General features: G+C 75.8%; 14 protein-coding genes. 5 read left to right on the top strand and 9 right to left on the bottom strand.

Going from position 1 to position 14279, the window contains the following annotated elements; all coding sequences use genetic code 11:
• Positions 1 to 42: 42 nt before the first annotated feature.
• Complete coding sequence (locus AQJ66_RS33370; protein ID WP_061929507.1) at positions 43 to 1587, top strand: helix-turn-helix domain-containing protein; 1545 nt, start codon at positions 43 to 45, stop codon at positions 1585 to 1587.
• Between the two features lie 130 nt (positions 1588 to 1717).
• Here the strand turns inward: AQJ66_RS33370 and AQJ66_RS33365 are convergent, their stop codons facing one another.
• Entirely contained in the window at positions 1718 to 2965 is a 1248-nt protein-coding gene (locus AQJ66_RS33365) for a serine hydrolase domain-containing protein (RefSeq protein ID WP_061929504.1), read from the bottom strand.
• A gap of 433 nt (positions 2966 to 3398) precedes the next feature.
• Positions 3399 to 3866, bottom strand: coding sequence for a hypothetical protein (locus tag AQJ66_RS33355; protein WP_061929501.1), 468 nt, complete (start codon positions 3864 to 3866; stop codon positions 3399 to 3401).
• Between the two features lie 279 nt (positions 3867 to 4145).
• Here AQJ66_RS33355 and AQJ66_RS33350 point away from each other — a divergent pair, with 279 nt between their 5' ends.
• Together AQJ66_RS33350 and AQJ66_RS33345 are read left to right on the top strand one after the other, a co-directional pair.
• Positions 4146 to 5495, top strand: a complete 1350-nt coding sequence (locus AQJ66_RS33350; RefSeq protein ID WP_079060568.1) for a transaminase — start codon at positions 4146 to 4148, stop codon at positions 5493 to 5495.
• Positions 5496 to 5511: 16 nt separating this feature from the next.
• On the top strand, positions 5512 to 5952 hold the full coding sequence (locus tag AQJ66_RS33345) for an Lrp/AsnC family transcriptional regulator (RefSeq protein WP_061929615.1): 441 nt from the start codon (positions 5512 to 5514) through the stop codon (positions 5950 to 5952).
• Positions 5953 to 5955: 3 nt separating this feature from the next.
• Here AQJ66_RS33345 and AQJ66_RS33340 read toward each other — a convergent pair whose 3' ends face one another.
• From AQJ66_RS33340 to AQJ66_RS33315, 6 genes are all read right to left on the bottom strand, one after another.
• The gene (locus AQJ66_RS33340; protein WP_061929498.1) at positions 5956 to 7062 is read right to left on the bottom strand and encodes a PP2C family protein-serine/threonine phosphatase; all 1107 of its coding nucleotides are present in this window, start codon (positions 7060 to 7062) and stop codon (positions 5956 to 5958) included.
• Between the two features lie 64 nt (positions 7063 to 7126).
• On the bottom strand, positions 7127 to 8017 hold the full coding sequence (locus tag AQJ66_RS33335) for a Gfo/Idh/MocA family protein (protein WP_061929497.1): 891 nt from the start codon (positions 8015 to 8017) through the stop codon (positions 7127 to 7129).
• A gap of 35 nt (positions 8018 to 8052) precedes the next feature.
• Positions 8053 to 9033 carry an ATP-grasp ribosomal peptide maturase gene (tgmB, locus tag AQJ66_RS33330; protein ID WP_061929494.1) on the bottom strand — a complete coding sequence of 327 codons (981 nt, stop codon included), beginning with the start codon at positions 9031 to 9033 and terminating at the stop codon, positions 8053 to 8055.
• 17 nt (positions 9034 to 9050) lie between these two features.
• Positions 9051 to 9242 carry a putative ATP-grasp-modified RiPP gene (gene tgmA / locus AQJ66_RS33325; RefSeq protein WP_020938095.1) on the bottom strand — a complete coding sequence of 64 codons (192 nt, stop codon included), beginning with the start codon at positions 9240 to 9242 and terminating at the stop codon, positions 9051 to 9053.
• A 180-nt stretch (positions 9243 to 9422) separates the two neighbouring features.
• Complete coding sequence (locus AQJ66_RS33320) at positions 9423 to 10259, bottom strand: fructosamine kinase family protein (protein ID WP_061929612.1); 837 nt, start codon at positions 10257 to 10259, stop codon at positions 9423 to 9425.
• 147 nt (positions 10260 to 10406) lie between these two features.
• Complete coding sequence (locus AQJ66_RS33315) at positions 10407 to 11282, bottom strand: SCO6745 family protein (RefSeq protein ID WP_107119116.1); 876 nt, start codon at positions 11280 to 11282, stop codon at positions 10407 to 10409.
• Between the two features lie 298 nt (positions 11283 to 11580).
• Here AQJ66_RS33315 and AQJ66_RS33310 point away from each other — a divergent pair, with 298 nt between their 5' ends.
• Together AQJ66_RS33310 and AQJ66_RS33305 are read left to right on the top strand one after the other, a co-directional pair.
• Positions 11581 to 12216, top strand: a complete 636-nt coding sequence (locus AQJ66_RS33310; RefSeq protein WP_061929487.1) for a hypothetical protein — start codon at positions 11581 to 11583, stop codon at positions 12214 to 12216.
• A gap of 126 nt (positions 12217 to 12342) precedes the next feature.
• A complete protein-coding gene (locus AQJ66_RS33305; RefSeq protein ID WP_061929485.1) occupies positions 12343 to 13014 on the top strand; it encodes a class F sortase in 672 nt (223 codons plus the stop codon).
• Between the two features lie 40 nt (positions 13015 to 13054).
• Here the strand turns inward: AQJ66_RS33305 and AQJ66_RS33300 are convergent, their stop codons facing one another.
• Positions 13055 to 14260, bottom strand: coding sequence for a GDSL-type esterase/lipase family protein (locus AQJ66_RS33300; protein ID WP_061929482.1), 1206 nt, complete (start codon positions 14258 to 14260; stop codon positions 13055 to 13057).
• Positions 14261 to 14279 lie beyond the last annotated feature (19 nt).

Below are 14279 nucleotides of genomic sequence, written 5' to 3'. Positions count from 1 at the left end.
GTTCGAAAGCCGAGGTCAACGCGACGACGAGGAGGGGATGAGGTGGCCGGCCGAGCAGACGAGGGCCCCCGCCCCGGGCAGCCGCCGGACCGGTGGTCGCAGGAGCTGCTGGACCATCTGCGCCCCGCCGTCCGCGACCCGCGCCGGGTCGTCACCTGGCTCGGGCACACGGTCGGAGCGGCGGTCTGCCTCCAGGACGCGCACGGCCGGCTGCTCGCCGGCGAGCGGCTGCCGCTCGACGCCGGCGTGCTGGCCGACGTCGTCACCGGCCGCATCGCCGCCGCCGCCCTGCAGGACGGCGCACGCCATGTCCGCATGGCCGGGATACGCCACCCCGAACAGGCCCCGGCGGCCGGAGCCGTACTGGCCGTGGCCCGCCCCGGCCCCTTCGACCGGCGCGCCGCCGAGATCGTCGCCCGCACCGCCGGCGTCCTCGAACTGCTGCTGCGCGAGCAGGAGCTGTCCGACGCGGGACGCCGGCTGCGCCGGGCCACCGCCGACCTGCGGCTGGCCATCCTTCAGCTGCTGATGGTGGAGGAGACCGTCTCCGCCCGCCGGGTCGCCGCCGGGCTGTGGCCGGGGCTCCTGGAGGAGGACACCGCCCGGGTATACGTCGTCGAGGGGTCCCCCGCCGAACGGGACGCGCTCGCCGACGCCTGCGCCGACGCCACCGAGGGCCGGGCCCTGGTCGTGCGCTGCCCCGCGATGGACGGGCACGTCATCGTCGTCAGCCCCGGCCAGGGCGCCGGGCAACGGCTGCGCGCCCTCGTCGGCGGCCGGCCGGGCACCTATCTCGGCGGCAGCCTCCGCCAGCGCCTGGCCCGGACCGCCGCCGCCTACGGGCAGGCCGTCAGCGCCCTCGCCGTCGCCCGCTTCCGCCCCGACCAGGCGGCCGTCTACGCCGAGCGCACCCACCCGGAACGGCTCATGGACCCGGCCCTGCTGGGCACCTGGTCGGCGGGCGTGCTGCGCCCCCTCGACGCGCTGCCCCACCACATCCGCGCCGAGCTGCTCGCCACCACCCGGCTCGGCCTGGAGTTCACCGCCGTGAGCGCGGCCAAGGTCCTCGGCGTCAGCCGCAACACCGTCCGCGCCCGCATGGACCGCGTCGAGGCGCTGCTCGGCGCCGACTTCTCCACCCTCACCACCCGCGCCGCCGCCCACCTCGCGCTCAACACCGAGGCCGCGCGGGAGTCGTACGGCCTCGCCCCCGACCCCGCGGCCCCGCACCCCCCGGCCCCCGTCCGGCTGGCCGACCTGCTCGCCTCGCCCGCGCTGTGCGCCTGGGCCGAGGACCTCCTGGGCCGGCTGGACGGCGACGGCCGCGACCTGCGCGGCACCCTGCGCGCCTGGATCGCCGCCGACGCCAACGCCGAGCGCGCGGCCCGCGAACTGGGGGTGCACGCCCAGACCGTTCGCGAGCACGTACGGGCCGCCGAACCGGTGCTGGAACGCCAGCTGCTGGCCGGCGGCAGCGACCTGGGGGAGATCGTCCTCGCCCACCTGGCCACCGGCGCCCTTCCCGCACCCGTGCTCCACGACCAGGGGGCGAACCGGGGCCAAGCGGGCGCGGTTGTGCACAAGTGAGTCCTCGGCATTCCGGAAAGGGCACCGGCGCGGTACCCACGGCCGTTCCCCGGGGCTAAGTTCGGCATCCGCGGGGCACGACCGGAACGGGGGACCGGTCGGTGCCCCGCCCCGGACGAATGGCCCCGGCTCAGCGGGCCGCCGGCTGCGCGGGCAGGGCGAAGACGTGCCCGGGGGAGATGATCCTCGTGATCGCCTCCCCGAACAGCGTGCTCGGCTCCTGCCCGGCGTGGCCGATGTCGGTGTTGAGCAGGACCACGAGCGTCGTGCGCGCCGAGGGCAGGTACACCGTCAGGGACTCGTAGCCCGGCAGCGACCCGTTGTGCCCGATCCAGCCCCGCACGTCGAAGACGCCCAGCCCGTACCCCGCGCCCGGGAACGCCCCCGGGGGCGTGACGAGCCGCTGCCGCTGGGTGGCCGGGGAGACCATGGGCCGGCCGTCCGGGAACCGGCCGGTCGCCACCGTGGGCGCCCACACCCGCAGGTCCCGCAGGGTGGAGACCATCGCGCCGGCCGCCCATGCCCAGGACGGATTCCAGCCGGCCGTCTCCGCGACCCTGCCGTCGGCCGTCTGGTTCGTGTAGCCCTGTGCGTGCGGACGGGGGAACCCGGCGCCGCCCGGGAACAGCGTGTCCCCCATGCCGGCCGGCTGGAGGACGTGCCGCTCGATGTAGCCCCCGAGCGACTGCCCGCTCTCCTTCTCGACCACCAGGCCGAGCAGGATCAGGTTCGTGTTGGAGTAGGAGAACTTCCTGCCGGGCGGGAACAGAACCGGGTGCCTGAAGGCGTAGCCGAGCAGCTGCCGCGGCGTGAAGGGGCGTCGCGGGTCGGCGGTCAGCGCCCTGAAGAAGGCGTCGTCCTCCGAGTAGTTGAACAGCCCGCTGCGCATGCCGGCCAGCTGCCGCAGCGTGATCCGGTCGCCGTTCGGCACGCCGTCGACGTACCGGCCGATCGGATCGTCCAGGCGCACCCTGCCCCGGTCCACCAGCTGAAGCAGAGCCGTCACGGTGAACGTCTTGGTCTCGCTGCCGATCCGCATGTACAGATCCGGGGTCATGGGCCGTCCGGTGCGCCGGTCGGCGACACCGAAGGAGCGGACGTAAGCACCCCGGTCCGGCGTCCAGGCGCCGACGGTGACGCCGGGCACGTGCGCCTCCCGCATCACCTCGCGCACGGCGGCGTCCAGCCGGCGGGCGACGCCGGGAGTCAGGGCGCGGACGCCTGGTGTGGAGTCGCTGGGGGAGGGGCTCGGCGAGCCGGCGGCGGGCGCCACGGGGGGCGCCGCCCCGGCGGGGGGAGCGGCGAGCGGTGCCGTCAGCGCCGCCACCACGGCGGCGGTCGCGGCCCCCCTGCGCAGGCGTGCGGACCGAAGCGGCATGGGCTGACTCCAGGCACGGGAAGGCGAACGTGCGGTGGGGCGGGACGCCGGAGCCCTGTCGTCCCAGCATAGGAGCGCCCGTGCCCGGGCGCCCGCCGGCCTCGGCGCCCGCCGCGTAATGCTTGTCGGACAGGCGGAACGCCCCGTTCGGGGGCCGGGCTCACCCGACCCGGTGAGCCGGCGACGCCAGGGCGTAGCGCCGGCCCGCCCCGGGCGTTGCCCCCGGTATGGACGTCATCGACCGGGTGGACCGGGTGGACCGGACGGATCGCGGGGACCGGACGCGGCGCAGGGCCCCGGCGGACCGGGACCGCGAGCCGATCTACGCTGAGCTCGTCGCGCAGTGGAGTGCCCAGGGACGCACCGTGCCCGCGGAACCGGAGGCGCGGTGGGCCGCCTCACCGGCGCGCACGGGGGACGGGCCCGAACGCGGCTAACGCCCGCACATCGGCGCGAGGACCGCCAGCGCGCCGTGCGCCTCCCGCAGGGCCTTCTCCAGGGGGCCGGGCGGATGCAGCACGCCGTTGCCGTCCGGCGGGATCAGCCACTCCAGGAACCGGGCGGACCGGTACGGGGGCGGTACGGCGACCCAGGACCCCTTGGCCGCGTACCGCAGGCCGGAACCGACCCACCCCCCGGACGGGTCCGGCGGCAGGAAGAACCCGACCCGTCCCGCCGCTGTGTCCACCAGGGTCGGCCCCGGCACGGGCAGCCCGGGGCGCCACAGCAGGTCCAGGGCGAGCAGGCCGAGGCGGTCGGGCACGGTGAGCACGTCCCAGAAGCGGCCCGCCTCCAGCAGCGCGATGCCCTCGCCGTGGTCCCACTCCCACTTGCACGCGCGGGGGTCGGCCGCGGCCGCGGCGAGCCACTCCACGCCCCGCCTCCACATCGTGTTCGCCATGCACTGCTCCGGGTGAGTTCGCTCGTCCGCCATCGGCGCATATGCATGCTGATAGATATTTCTATCCGGCGGAAGGGGTGGCGCGGGCTGGCGTTTGAGGTGCCGCGTTCGAACGCCGAGCGCCGGTTCGGCGGTCGACGGTGCCGACGGGGGAGCCTCACTCCACGATGCGCACGATTCGAGCGTGCTGGCAATCGATTCGAGCGTAGGCTCTTGATGTGGCCGCGTTTCCGGTCGTACGCTCACGTCGTTCCGTCACCCCACCCACCGAGGTACGCCATGGACCGCACGCGCCTGCACACCCTCCTGGCCCGGGAGAGCGCCGAGGCCGAACGCCGCAACCCGCGCTCCAGGGAGGCCTACGCCCGGGCCGACCACCTCTTCGGCCGGGTACCGATGACCTGGATGAACAAGACCGCCGGAGCCTTCCCGCGGTACCTGGCGGGCGCGCGCGGAGCCCGGATCAGCGACATCGACGGGCACGAGTACATCGACTTCTGCCTCGGCGACACGGGCGCCATGGCCGGTCACTCGCCCGCCGCCGTCACCGACGCGGTCCACCACCGGTACGCCGGCCTCGGCGGCGCCACCGCCATGCTGCCGACGGAGGACGCCGAGTGGGTCGGCGCCGAGCTGACCCGCCGCTTCGGCCTGGCCCGCTGGAGCTTCTCGCTGACCGCGACCGACGCCAACCGGTGGGCGATCCGGCTCGCCCGGGCCGTCACCGGGCGCCCGAAGATCCTCGTCAACAGCTACTGCTACCACGGCAGCGTCGACGAGTCGCTGATCGTCGTCGGCCCGGACGGCCACGGCACCGCCCGCCCCGGCAACGTCGGCGCCCCCTGCGACGTGACGCTGACCAGCCGGGTCGCCGAGTTCAACGATCTCGCGGGACTGGAGCGCGAACTCGCCCACGGCGACGTCGCCGCCGTCCTCATGGAGCCCGCGCTCACCAACATCGGCATCGTCCTGCCCGACCCCGGCTACCTCGCCGGCGTCCGCGAGCTGACCAGCCGGTACGGCACCCTGCTGATCAACGACGAGACGCACACCTTCTCGGCGGGCCCCGGTGGCTGCACGGCGGCCTGGGACCTGGAGCCCGACCTGCTCACCATCGGCAAGGCGATCGGCGGCGGCATCCCGGCCGGCGCCTACGGGCTGTCCGCCGGCCTCGCCGACCGGCTGCTGTCCCGCGCCGACCTGGACCTCGTCGACATGGGCGGCGTCGGTGGCACCCTGGCGGGCAACGCGCTGTCGGTGGCCGCGATGCGGGCCACCCTGGAGCACGTGCTGACCGACGAGGCGTTCGCCCGGATGAACAAGCTCTCCGAACGCTTCGAGGCGGGCGTCCTGGCCGGCATCGAGGCCCACCGGCTGCCCTGGTCCGTCAGCCGCCTCGGCGCCCGCACCGAGTACCGCTTCACCTCCCCGGCCCCGCGCACCGGCACCGACTCCGCGGCGGCCGCCGACCCCGAGCTGGAGGACTTCCTGCACCTCTACCTCGCCAACCGCGGCATCCTGCTGACCCCGTTCCACAACATGGCGCTCATGTGCCCCGACACCACCGAGCAGGACGTCGACACCCACACCGAGGTGTTCGCCGCCGCCCTGGCCGAACTGGCGGGGTGAGCGGACCGTGGTGCACATGGACGACACCGATCGGGCCATCCTGCGGGAGCTGCAGACCGACGGCCGGATCGCCTACGCCGACCTCGGCCCCAGGGTGGGCCTGTCCCCGTCGGCCGCCCGGCAGCGCCTGACGCGCCTGCTGGAGTCCAAGGCCGTCCAGGTCGTCGGCGTCACCGACCCGATGGCCATGGGCGGGCAGGCCATGGCCCTGCTCGGCATCGGCGTCGACGGCGACCCCCGCCTGGTCGCCGACGCCCTCGCCGAGCGCCCCGAGGTCGTGTACGCGGTGCTGACCTCGGGCGGGTTCGACCTGTTCGCCGAGGTGGTGACGCCGGGCCCCAAGGACCTGCTGGACTTCGTCAACGACGTGGTGCGGCCCCTGGAGGGCGTGCGCGAGATCCGGTCCTTCCCGTACTTCGGGATCCACACCCACCGCTTCCTCTGGGACGTGGGCTGACCGTCAGCCGGCCCGCGGCCCCGGGGTGAGGACCAGCATGGTGGCGTCGTCGCGGACCTCGTACCGCAGCCGGCCGAGGTCCGCCCAGACCGCCGCGGGCAGGTCGGCGGAGGCGGTGGCGGCGAGCGCGGCCAGCCGCTCGGGCAGCGGGTAGAACGACCCGGAGGCGTCCCGGGCCTCCCAGACCCCGTCGGAGGCCAGCAGCAGCCGGTCCCGGGGGCCGAGGGGCACCGTCACCTCCTTGGGCGGATCGACGCCGATCAGCCCGATGCCCAGCGGGGGCCCGGGCGCGACGGCGACCTCCCGGGCCCGCCCCTCCCGCAGCAGCACCGGTGCCGGATGCCCGCACGCCAGCACCCGTACCGCCCGGCCGTCCGCGGAGAACTCCAGCAGCACCGCGGTGGCGAACAGCTCCGCGTGCCGGACGCCGGCCGAGTCCTTGGCGAGCCTGCGGTCCATGCGGGCGGCGACGGACGCCAGGTCCGGCTGGTCCAGTGCCGCCTCCCGGAACGCGCCCAGCAGCGACACCACCGTCGCCATGGCCGCCAGCCCGTGCCCCTGCACGTCCCCCATCACCGCCCGCACGCCGCAGGGCCCGTCCCGCACGTCGTAGAAGTCGCCGCCCACCAGCGTCCCGTCCTGCGCGGCCCGGTAGAAGCCCGTGCAGCCGACCGGCCCGACCCGTTCGGGCAGCGGCGGCATCACGGCCCGCTGCACCGCCTCCCCGACCCCCCGCGCCATGACCAGCTGGGCGTCCCGGCGGCTGCGCACGTACGACACGAAGACGCTCAGCGCCGCGACGAAGGCGACGGTGAGCAGATCGGTGTTGCCGGGACGGTCCAGGTGGGTGGCGTGCACGACGAGGACGCCGATGACCAGCGCGCCGAGCCCGGCGGTCGCCAGCGGCCCGTACGACAGCACGGCGAGCGGCGGGATCGCGCCCAGCAGGAAACCGAGATCACGGGCGTCCGGGGTGCTCAGCGTGATCGTGGCCACCGCCACCAGCAGCAGCACCGGCAGCACACGGATCCAGCGCGGCGGTGGTGCGCCCCGCAGCCAGCCGCGCTCCTCCTCGTTCCCACGCGACCCCCGGCCGCGGACCGATCCCACATTCCCACGCTACGCCGCCCCCACGAGGGCGGCCCGCTCCGCCCGAAAGCAGGCACGGACCCCGCTAGTCGCCCGGCTGCCCCGCCAGCCGGGCTTCCGCCGCGGCGAGTATCTCGGTGATCCGCAGGGCGAAGCCGGCGTCGCAGGGGTGGGGGCGGCCCGTGCGGGCCGCGGTCAGCAGGGCGTCGGCGGCCCGGGTCAGGGCGGCGACCGCGTCCTCGGAACCGCGCGGCAGGAGCGACACCCCGGCCTCGCCGCGCAGCTCCAGGTCCGCCCCGGCCGCCGCGGGCGGCGCCGTCAGGCTCAGCGTGAGGGTGCTCGACGCGCCCGTGGCGTGGTCGAGGACCAGGTGCACGGTGTCGGCGGGGCCGTTCGCGGCCGCGAGCACCTGCCGTACGTCGCCGAGCACCGGCAGGAGCACGGAGAGCGCGTGCGGCCCCACGTCCCACAGCGCGCCCTTCTCCCGCCGCCAGGGGGAGGCCGCGAACGGGCTGTCGCCGGTGAACACCGCCCCCAGCCACTGCCCCCGCGCCGTGAACCAGCCCGCCTCGGCGGCCTGCTCCTCGATCCAGGCCTCGGGCTCCTTCTGGAACCGGGTGGTGAAGAACACCACCGACGCCACCCCGGCCCGCTCCGCCGCCTCGGCCACGGCCCGCCCGTCGGCGGCCGTCACCGCCAGGGGCTTGTCCAGCAGCAGGTGGCGCCCCGCCCGTGCGGCCCGCACCGCCAGCGGGGCCTGCACGGCCGGCGGCAGCGCGAGCGCCACCGCGTCCACGTCGGCCAGCAGCGCGTCCACGTCCCCGTACGCCCGGACGCCGTGCTCCGCCGCCAGCGCGGCGGCCGCCTCCGGTCGCCGCCCCCACACCCCGGCGAAGTCGAGCCCGGTGTGCCCGGCCAGGGCCGGGGCGTGCGCCGCCCGGGCCCACGGCCCCGTGCCCAGCAGTCCTGTGCGCATTCCTCGTTGCTTCCTCCCGCCCGCTCCCCGCGGCCTCATCCTGCCTGGTCCCCGTCGCCCCCGGCAGACGGCACCGCGTCCCCGTCGCCCGCCAGCCAGCCCGCGATGGCCGCGGCGATCGGCTGACCGGTGTCCATCTCGACGAAGCCGAACTGGCCCGACTGGTTGCACTCCAGGAACCACCAGATGCCGTCCGCGTCCTCCGCGAAGTCGAACGCGCCGTAGGCGAGCTCGGCGCACTTCATGTAGCGGTGGACGGCCTCGGCGACGCGGGGCGGCACCTGCGCCGGGAGCCAGGGGGAGACCGACGGGGCGAAGCGGACGTCCACGTCGTCCGGGTGGGCCCCGGGATCGACCGGCTTGCGCGCGGCCAGCAGCCGCTCGCCGACGACCGTGAGCCGGACGTCGGCCCGCTTGGGGACCCGCCGCTGCAGCAGCGTCGGGCCGAACGCGACGGCCGAGAAGTCGGCGTCCGGCGCGACCCGGCTGGTGGGTACGGCCCGCGGCGGCTCCTGCGGGTGCGCGCCCGAGACGGGCTTGACCACCAGGTCCGGGAAGCGCTCGGCGAACTCCCGGGCCGCCTGCGGGAACGTGGTGATCAGCGTGGCCGGCACGGCGAGACCGGCGCGCTGCGCCAGCCGCAGCTGCCAGGGCTTGTGCCGGGCCCGGCGGGCGGCGTCCGGATGGTTCATCCAGCGCGCGTCGGTGCTGCGCAGCATGCCGTACAGCGCCTGGTCGGACTCCTCGGTCAGCCAGGCGGACGGCTGGGCGGCGCGCGCGGCGGCCTGGCCCGGCCTGCGCACCCAGATCGAGCGCAGGCCGTTCATGCTCACCAGGCGCCCGCCGACGGACAGGTGCCCGCGGCAGGCGCCCTGCACGTACTCGCCCGACAGAGCGACCCCGTTGGTGAGGTCGGCCGGGTCCAGCCGGACGACGGGCACGCCGGCCTCGCCGAGCCGGAGGACCACCATGTCCGCCGTCACGTCCTCTTCACTGGTCAGGATGAGCACGGTCATCTTCCGTGGGCCCGCGGTCAGTCGTCGAAGTGCGTCTTGGACCCGGCCGTCGAGGTCGTCGTCCCCAGTGCTCTCAGGGTCGCGTGGTCCGTGGCGGCGATCCGCCCGTCCGGGAGGACGTTCAACTGCAGTCCGGAGTCGTACGCGTACGGAGTGGTGACGTCCAACTGCACTGCGGGGCGCGCGTAGTTGAGCGTGAACGGTTGCATGGGTCTCTCCCTGATTCGGCTTTCACGTCCTTATACGAATCGAACGGGTGGTTGGTTTCCTTACGCTCCGTGACCGGGGTCCGGAGGGGGAGCGCGAGGCGGTCGGGTAGTAGGACGCGGGAACACCCGAACCGGTCGCGCCACGGCCCCGTTTGCTTTCGCCGCGGGGCTGACGGACACTCACCCGGCGAGTGCGCCGCGGGCCGCCGTGACAGCCTGTTCGGCGTAGCCGCGGCCGAAGAGGACCGCGTGCACCAGCAGCGGGAAGAGCTGGTGCAGCCCGACCCGGTCGCGCCAGCCGTCGGCCGGTGGCGCGGCCTCCTGGTAGCCGGCCAGCACCCGGTCCAGGTGGGGGCAGCCGAACAGCCGCAGCATGGCCAGGTCGGTCTCCCGGTGCCCGCCGTGCGCGGCCGGGTCGATGAGCCGCACCTCGCCGTCGGCGCCCCACAGCACGTTGCCGTTCCACAGGTCGCCGTGCAGCCGGGCGGGCGGCTCGGCCGGCCCCGCGAGGTCCGGCAGCCGCGCGCAGACCTCCTCGACGACCGCGGCCTCCCCGGACCGCAGCGTGCCGGCGTCGACCGCGTCCCGCAGGTACGGCAGCACCCGGTGCTCGGCGTACCAGCGCGGCCAGTCGTCCCCCGGCGTGTTGCGCAGGGGAGCGCGGCCGATGAAGGCCTCCTCGGCCCCGCCGGGCGGCGGCGCGCCGAACGCCGGGGCGCCCGCGGCGTGCAGGGCCGCCAGGGCGCGCCCGAAACGCAGCGCCGCCGCGGCGTCGGGACGCCCGGTCGGCACCCGCTCGGTCACCAGCCACCGCGCGTCGTGGCCCAGCACCGCCGGCACCCGGACGGCGCCCGCCGCGCCCAGCCAGCGCAGCCCGGACACCTCCGCCCGGACGGCGCCGGGGGCGTCGCCGCGCTTGACCATCACCGCCGTACCGTCCTCGAGCGTCACCTCGGCGGGCGACCCGGGCCCGCTCCGCGCGCCGGTCGCCCGGCGCCCGGTGAGCCGGGCCGCCACCTGCGCCGGATCCTCGTCCCGTCTGTCCACCGCACCAGCGTACGGCCCGCAAATGAGGCTTTCCTGAGGGCACTTGCCCCGCTGCCGCGACGGTTTCCGGCCGAACCCGGGCGGTCGCCGTGCCGCCCGGCGCGAGGTACGGGGCCCTCAGCGGCCCGCGGCCTGCCGTCCGGTCAGTCCGACGGGGTTGCCCGCCGGCAGCATCCCCGACTCCTCGACGGTGCGGGCCAGCGGTTCCAGGAGCCCGGCGAGACGCGCGGTGCGCTCCGCGCCCAGAGCGGTCCACGGGCGCTCGGCCGCCTCGTCGGTCCGCGCCTCGGCCGCCGCGCGCCCGGCCACGCCCGCCGGGGTCAGCGTTCCGTCCCCGGCGAGCAGGCCCCGCTCGCGCAGGCGTGCCTCGGCCGCAGCCCAGTCCTGCGCGGCCCACTTGCGGGTCTCGCGCAGGAAGGTGGCGTCGGACTCACCGGCGGCCGCCTTGAGCACCATGGCCTCCACCGGCCCGAGCCCCATGCTCACCAGGACCGCGACGTGCCCGTCGCCCCGGTGCTCCCGCAGGGTCGTCAGTGCCTGCCACAGCCGCCCGGCGGGCCGCTCCGGCCGTTCCAGCGCCTGGTTGGCCGCGGCCAGCACCCGTCCCGTGGTGTCGGCTGCGGCCGCCGCCTCCCAGGCGAGGTCGGCCGCCTCGGCGAACTCGGCCGACCGGACGGCCTCCGGCCCGAACAGCCGGGTCATGGCGGCGTCCATGGCCTCCGTGCGGGCCGTCAGCACGTCGCCCGGGGCGGCGCGGTGCCAGGCGTCGGGAAGGGCGCGGTGCACCCGGGCGGGGTGGAAGACGTAGAAGCAGCTCGTCACCACGGACGGGGAGACCGGTCCGAGCGGTGCGGCCCGCAGCGCGAAGTACCCCATCCAGAACCCGCGCATCCCCAGGGCGTCCGCCGCGTGGTGCGCCTCCGGTGCGAAGTAGACGAGGTCGTGCACCGGCTCCAGCCGTTCCCACATCCCCCGCGCCGTCCCACCCGTCACCGCGTCCTCCCGCTGTCTCGCCTGTCGTGCCGTCGGCACCAGCCTGCGCTATGACGGCCGTCATAACAAGGGGTGTCGTGGCCGAGTGCCGGCCGGGCTGCGGGCACCCGGGTGACGCCGGACCGGCCCGGACGGGCGCGCCTCGGCGTGTCGCTGGGGCAGACGGGTGGCGCGTTGACCCGGCTGGGCGGCCCGGATGGTGCGCCGGGACGCGCTGACTGACGGTGGTTCATGTCGAGGCCGGGTCCATTCAGCTGATGCCGTATCCGCTGCCCGGTCACGGCGGAAGGACACCGACATGCGTTCTGCCCGCATCCTTCTCGCCACGGCGGCCGCCGGTGCCGCCCTGGCCTTCGGCACACCCGCCGCCGCGTTCGCCGTCCCCGCGGGGGACGACGGAGGCCACGGAGACTCCTCGTACAGCAGGGGCCACGACAGTGACTCCGGCGACCACGACAAGGGGTCCGGCAAGGAACACGACAACGACTACAGCAAGGGGGACGAGGGGGGCCGCAGCCACGGCGGGCCGCGCGGCGGAATGCACACGGGTGGTGGCGCGCTGGCCGCCGTGCGCGGCGGCGACTGGGGCTCCTCGGACCGCGACGACTCCAGGTTCGATCCCGAGACCTACAAGGACAAGGGCGGCCGGGACGGTGGCCGCGACAGCGAGGGCGGCAAGGAGGACGGCGGCAAGGAGAACGGCGGCAAGGAGAACGGCGGTGGCAGGGAGGACGGCGGTGGCAGGGAGGACGGCGGCGGCAAGGGCGACTGGGGCGGCGGTGGCGACCACGAGAAGCCGCACGGCGGCATGCACACCGGGGGCGGCGCGCTCGCCACGCCCGGTGTCACCACCGGCGGTCTGGCCGTGCTCGCCGTAGGCGCCACCGGCCTGTACGCGCTGCGCCGCAAGAAGGCGGTCGCGCCGGCGTCCTGACCCGGTCCGCCGCTCTCGGGGACGCGGCCGCCGCCGGCGCGCACCGTGCCGGCGGCGGCGCCCCCGGGCCCCGGCCTCCCCCCCCCCGAAACCCCGTGCTGCCGACCCCGAGTGAGGTGGTACCCGATGGCAGCAGACCCCTCCTCCCCGCCCCCCGCCGCACCGGCGCCGGACGGGCAGACCTCCGGCCGCGGAGGGCGGCTGACCCTGTGGGGCGTGGCGTTCGCCTTCCTCGCCGTCACCGTGTTCGGCGGCCACCAGCGCGCCGACGACACCCCGGGCGCCCCCCGCGCCCCGGTCGCGACCGAGGCCGCGCGCGCCGACACCCACCGCGACGGCAAGGAGCTGCCGCACGCCAGACCGACCCGGCTGCTCATCCCGAAGATCTCCGTGGACGCCCCGTTCACCGGCCTCTCGATCCTCCCGTCGGGCCAGCTCGAGCCACCACCGGCGGCCAACACCAACCTCGTCGGCTGGTACACCGAGGGTGTCTCGCCGGGCGAGACGGGCACCGCGATCATCGCCGGACACGTCGACACGACGACCTCCGCGGCCGTCTTCGCCAACCTCTACGAGCTGGAACCCGGCGACCGCTTCTCCGTCGACCGGGCCGACGGGCGGACGGCCACCTTCGTCGTGGACGACACCGAGACCTACCCGAAGGACGACTTCCCCAGCGAGCGTGTGTACGCCGACGCGGCACGCCCCGAGGTCCGGCTCATCACCTGCGCGGGGGACTACGACCACGCGGTCAAGGACTACACCGACAACCTGGTCGTCTTCGCCCACCTCGTGTGACGCGCCCGCCGGCTCGCCCCCGCCGGCTCGCCCCCGCCGGTCAGCCGGCCGCGGCGGGGGCCGCCGCCGGGTCCGCGAAGGCGCCGCCCGGCGCGAAGGCCAGCGCGGCGAAGCGCTCACCGATCCGGCGGTGGGCGGCGGCGTCCGGGTGGAGGCCGTCGGGCAGCGGCAGCTCGGCGAAGTCGGGCTCCCCGTAGAGCGCGAGACCGTCGAGATGGTGCAACCGCGGGTCCTCGGCGGCCCGTTGCCCGACGATCCGGGCCAGCCCCTCCCGTACGACCCGCAGCGTGAGCTTCCCTGCGGCCCGTTCCGCCGGGTCCCCGGCGGCCCGGAACCGCAGCCGGCCCTCGGCGAGGGCGCCGAGGTCAGGGGCGGTGGGACCCGGTGTGTCCTCGTGGACGGGGCACAGGATCGGCGAGACGACGAGCAGCGGCGTGTCGGGGTGGCCCTCGCGGACGGTGTCGAGGAAGCCGTGGACGGCGGGCCCGAAGGCGCGCAGCCGCATCAGGTCCGTGTTGACCAGGTTGATGCCGATCTTGACGCTGATCAGGTCGGCGGGCGTGTCGCGCAGCGCGCGGGCGGTGAACGGGTCGAGCAGGGCGCTGCCGCCGAAACCCAGGTTGATCAGCTCCACCCCGCCGAGCGAGGCGGCGAGCGCCGGCCAGGTGGTCGTGGGGCCGGCCGCGTCGGAACCGTGGCTGATGGAGCTGCCGTGGTGCAGCCACACTCTGCGGCCCCGGTCGGGTACGGCCTCGACGGGTGCGTCGGTGCGCAGCGCGACCAGTTCGGTGGTCTCGTTGTGCGGCAGCCAGATCTCGACGTCCTTGTCCCGGTCGGGCAGCCCGGTGAAGCGCACGGTGCCGACCGGACCGGGCCGGTGCTCGGCGCCGCCGGTGGCCATGTCGATGGTCAGGGTGTTGCCGCCGGCCACGTGGGCCCTGCCGGCCGGGAGCCTGTCCACGAGCAGCTCGTACACCCCGTCGGGACGCGGTGGCGCGCCGGCGTACACCCGCTTGGTCGGCAGGGTGTCGAGTTCGACGGCGGTGGCCCGGGTGCGGAAGACCACCCGGACGCCGGAGGGCTGGGCCTCGGCCATGTGCAGCTGCGGGTCGGCGCACTGGGCGCGGGCCCGGGCGGGCAGCCGGTGCGGGAGCAGCCCGTGTGCGGTGCGCTCGAGGTCCAGGGCGCCGCGTATCAGCGCGGCGGTGAGCGGCGTGGTGATCCAGTCGTGCGGGGTGGAGGACATGATGCGTGCCTGTCGGTCG

This window comes from Streptomyces bungoensis, from assembly GCF_001514215.1.
Classification (GTDB): Bacteria; Actinomycetota; Actinomycetes; order Streptomycetales; family Streptomycetaceae; genus Streptomyces; species Streptomyces bungoensis.
The sequence above is the reverse complement of the archived record's forward strand: the minus strand, read 5'-3'. Positions and strand labels throughout refer to the sequence as shown.

Coding starts and splice junctions, on each gene's coding strand:
- AQJ66_RS33350 (WP_079060568.1), top strand. CDS start 4,146: ATGGACCGCACGCGCCTGCACACCCTCCTGGCCCGGGAGAGCGCCGAG.
- AQJ66_RS33355 (WP_061929501.1), bottom strand. CDS start 3,866: ATGGCGAACACGATGTGGAGGCGGGGCGTGGAGTGGCTCGCCGCGGCC.
- tgmA (WP_020938095.1), bottom strand. CDS start 9,242: ATGCAACCGTTCACGCTCAACTACGCGCGCCCCGCAGTGCAGTTGGAC.
- AQJ66_RS33305 (WP_061929485.1), top strand. CDS start 12,343: ATGGCAGCAGACCCCTCCTCCCCGCCCCCCGCCGCACCGGCGCCGGAC.
- AQJ66_RS33310 (WP_061929487.1), top strand. CDS start 11,581: ATGCGTTCTGCCCGCATCCTTCTCGCCACGGCGGCCGCCGGTGCCGCC.
- AQJ66_RS33345 (WP_061929615.1), top strand. CDS start 5,512: ATGGACGACACCGATCGGGCCATCCTGCGGGAGCTGCAGACCGACGGC.
- tgmB (WP_061929494.1), bottom strand. CDS start 9,033: ATGACCGTGCTCATCCTGACCAGTGAAGAGGACGTGACGGCGGACATG.
- AQJ66_RS33335 (WP_061929497.1), bottom strand. CDS start 8,017: ATGCGCACAGGACTGCTGGGCACGGGGCCGTGGGCCCGGGCGGCGCAC.
- AQJ66_RS33365 (WP_061929504.1), bottom strand. CDS start 2,965: ATGCCGCTTCGGTCCGCACGCCTGCGCAGGGGGGCCGCGACCGCCGCC.
- AQJ66_RS33300 (WP_061929482.1), bottom strand. CDS start 14,260: ATGTCCTCCACCCCGCACGACTGGATCACCACGCCGCTCACCGCCGCG.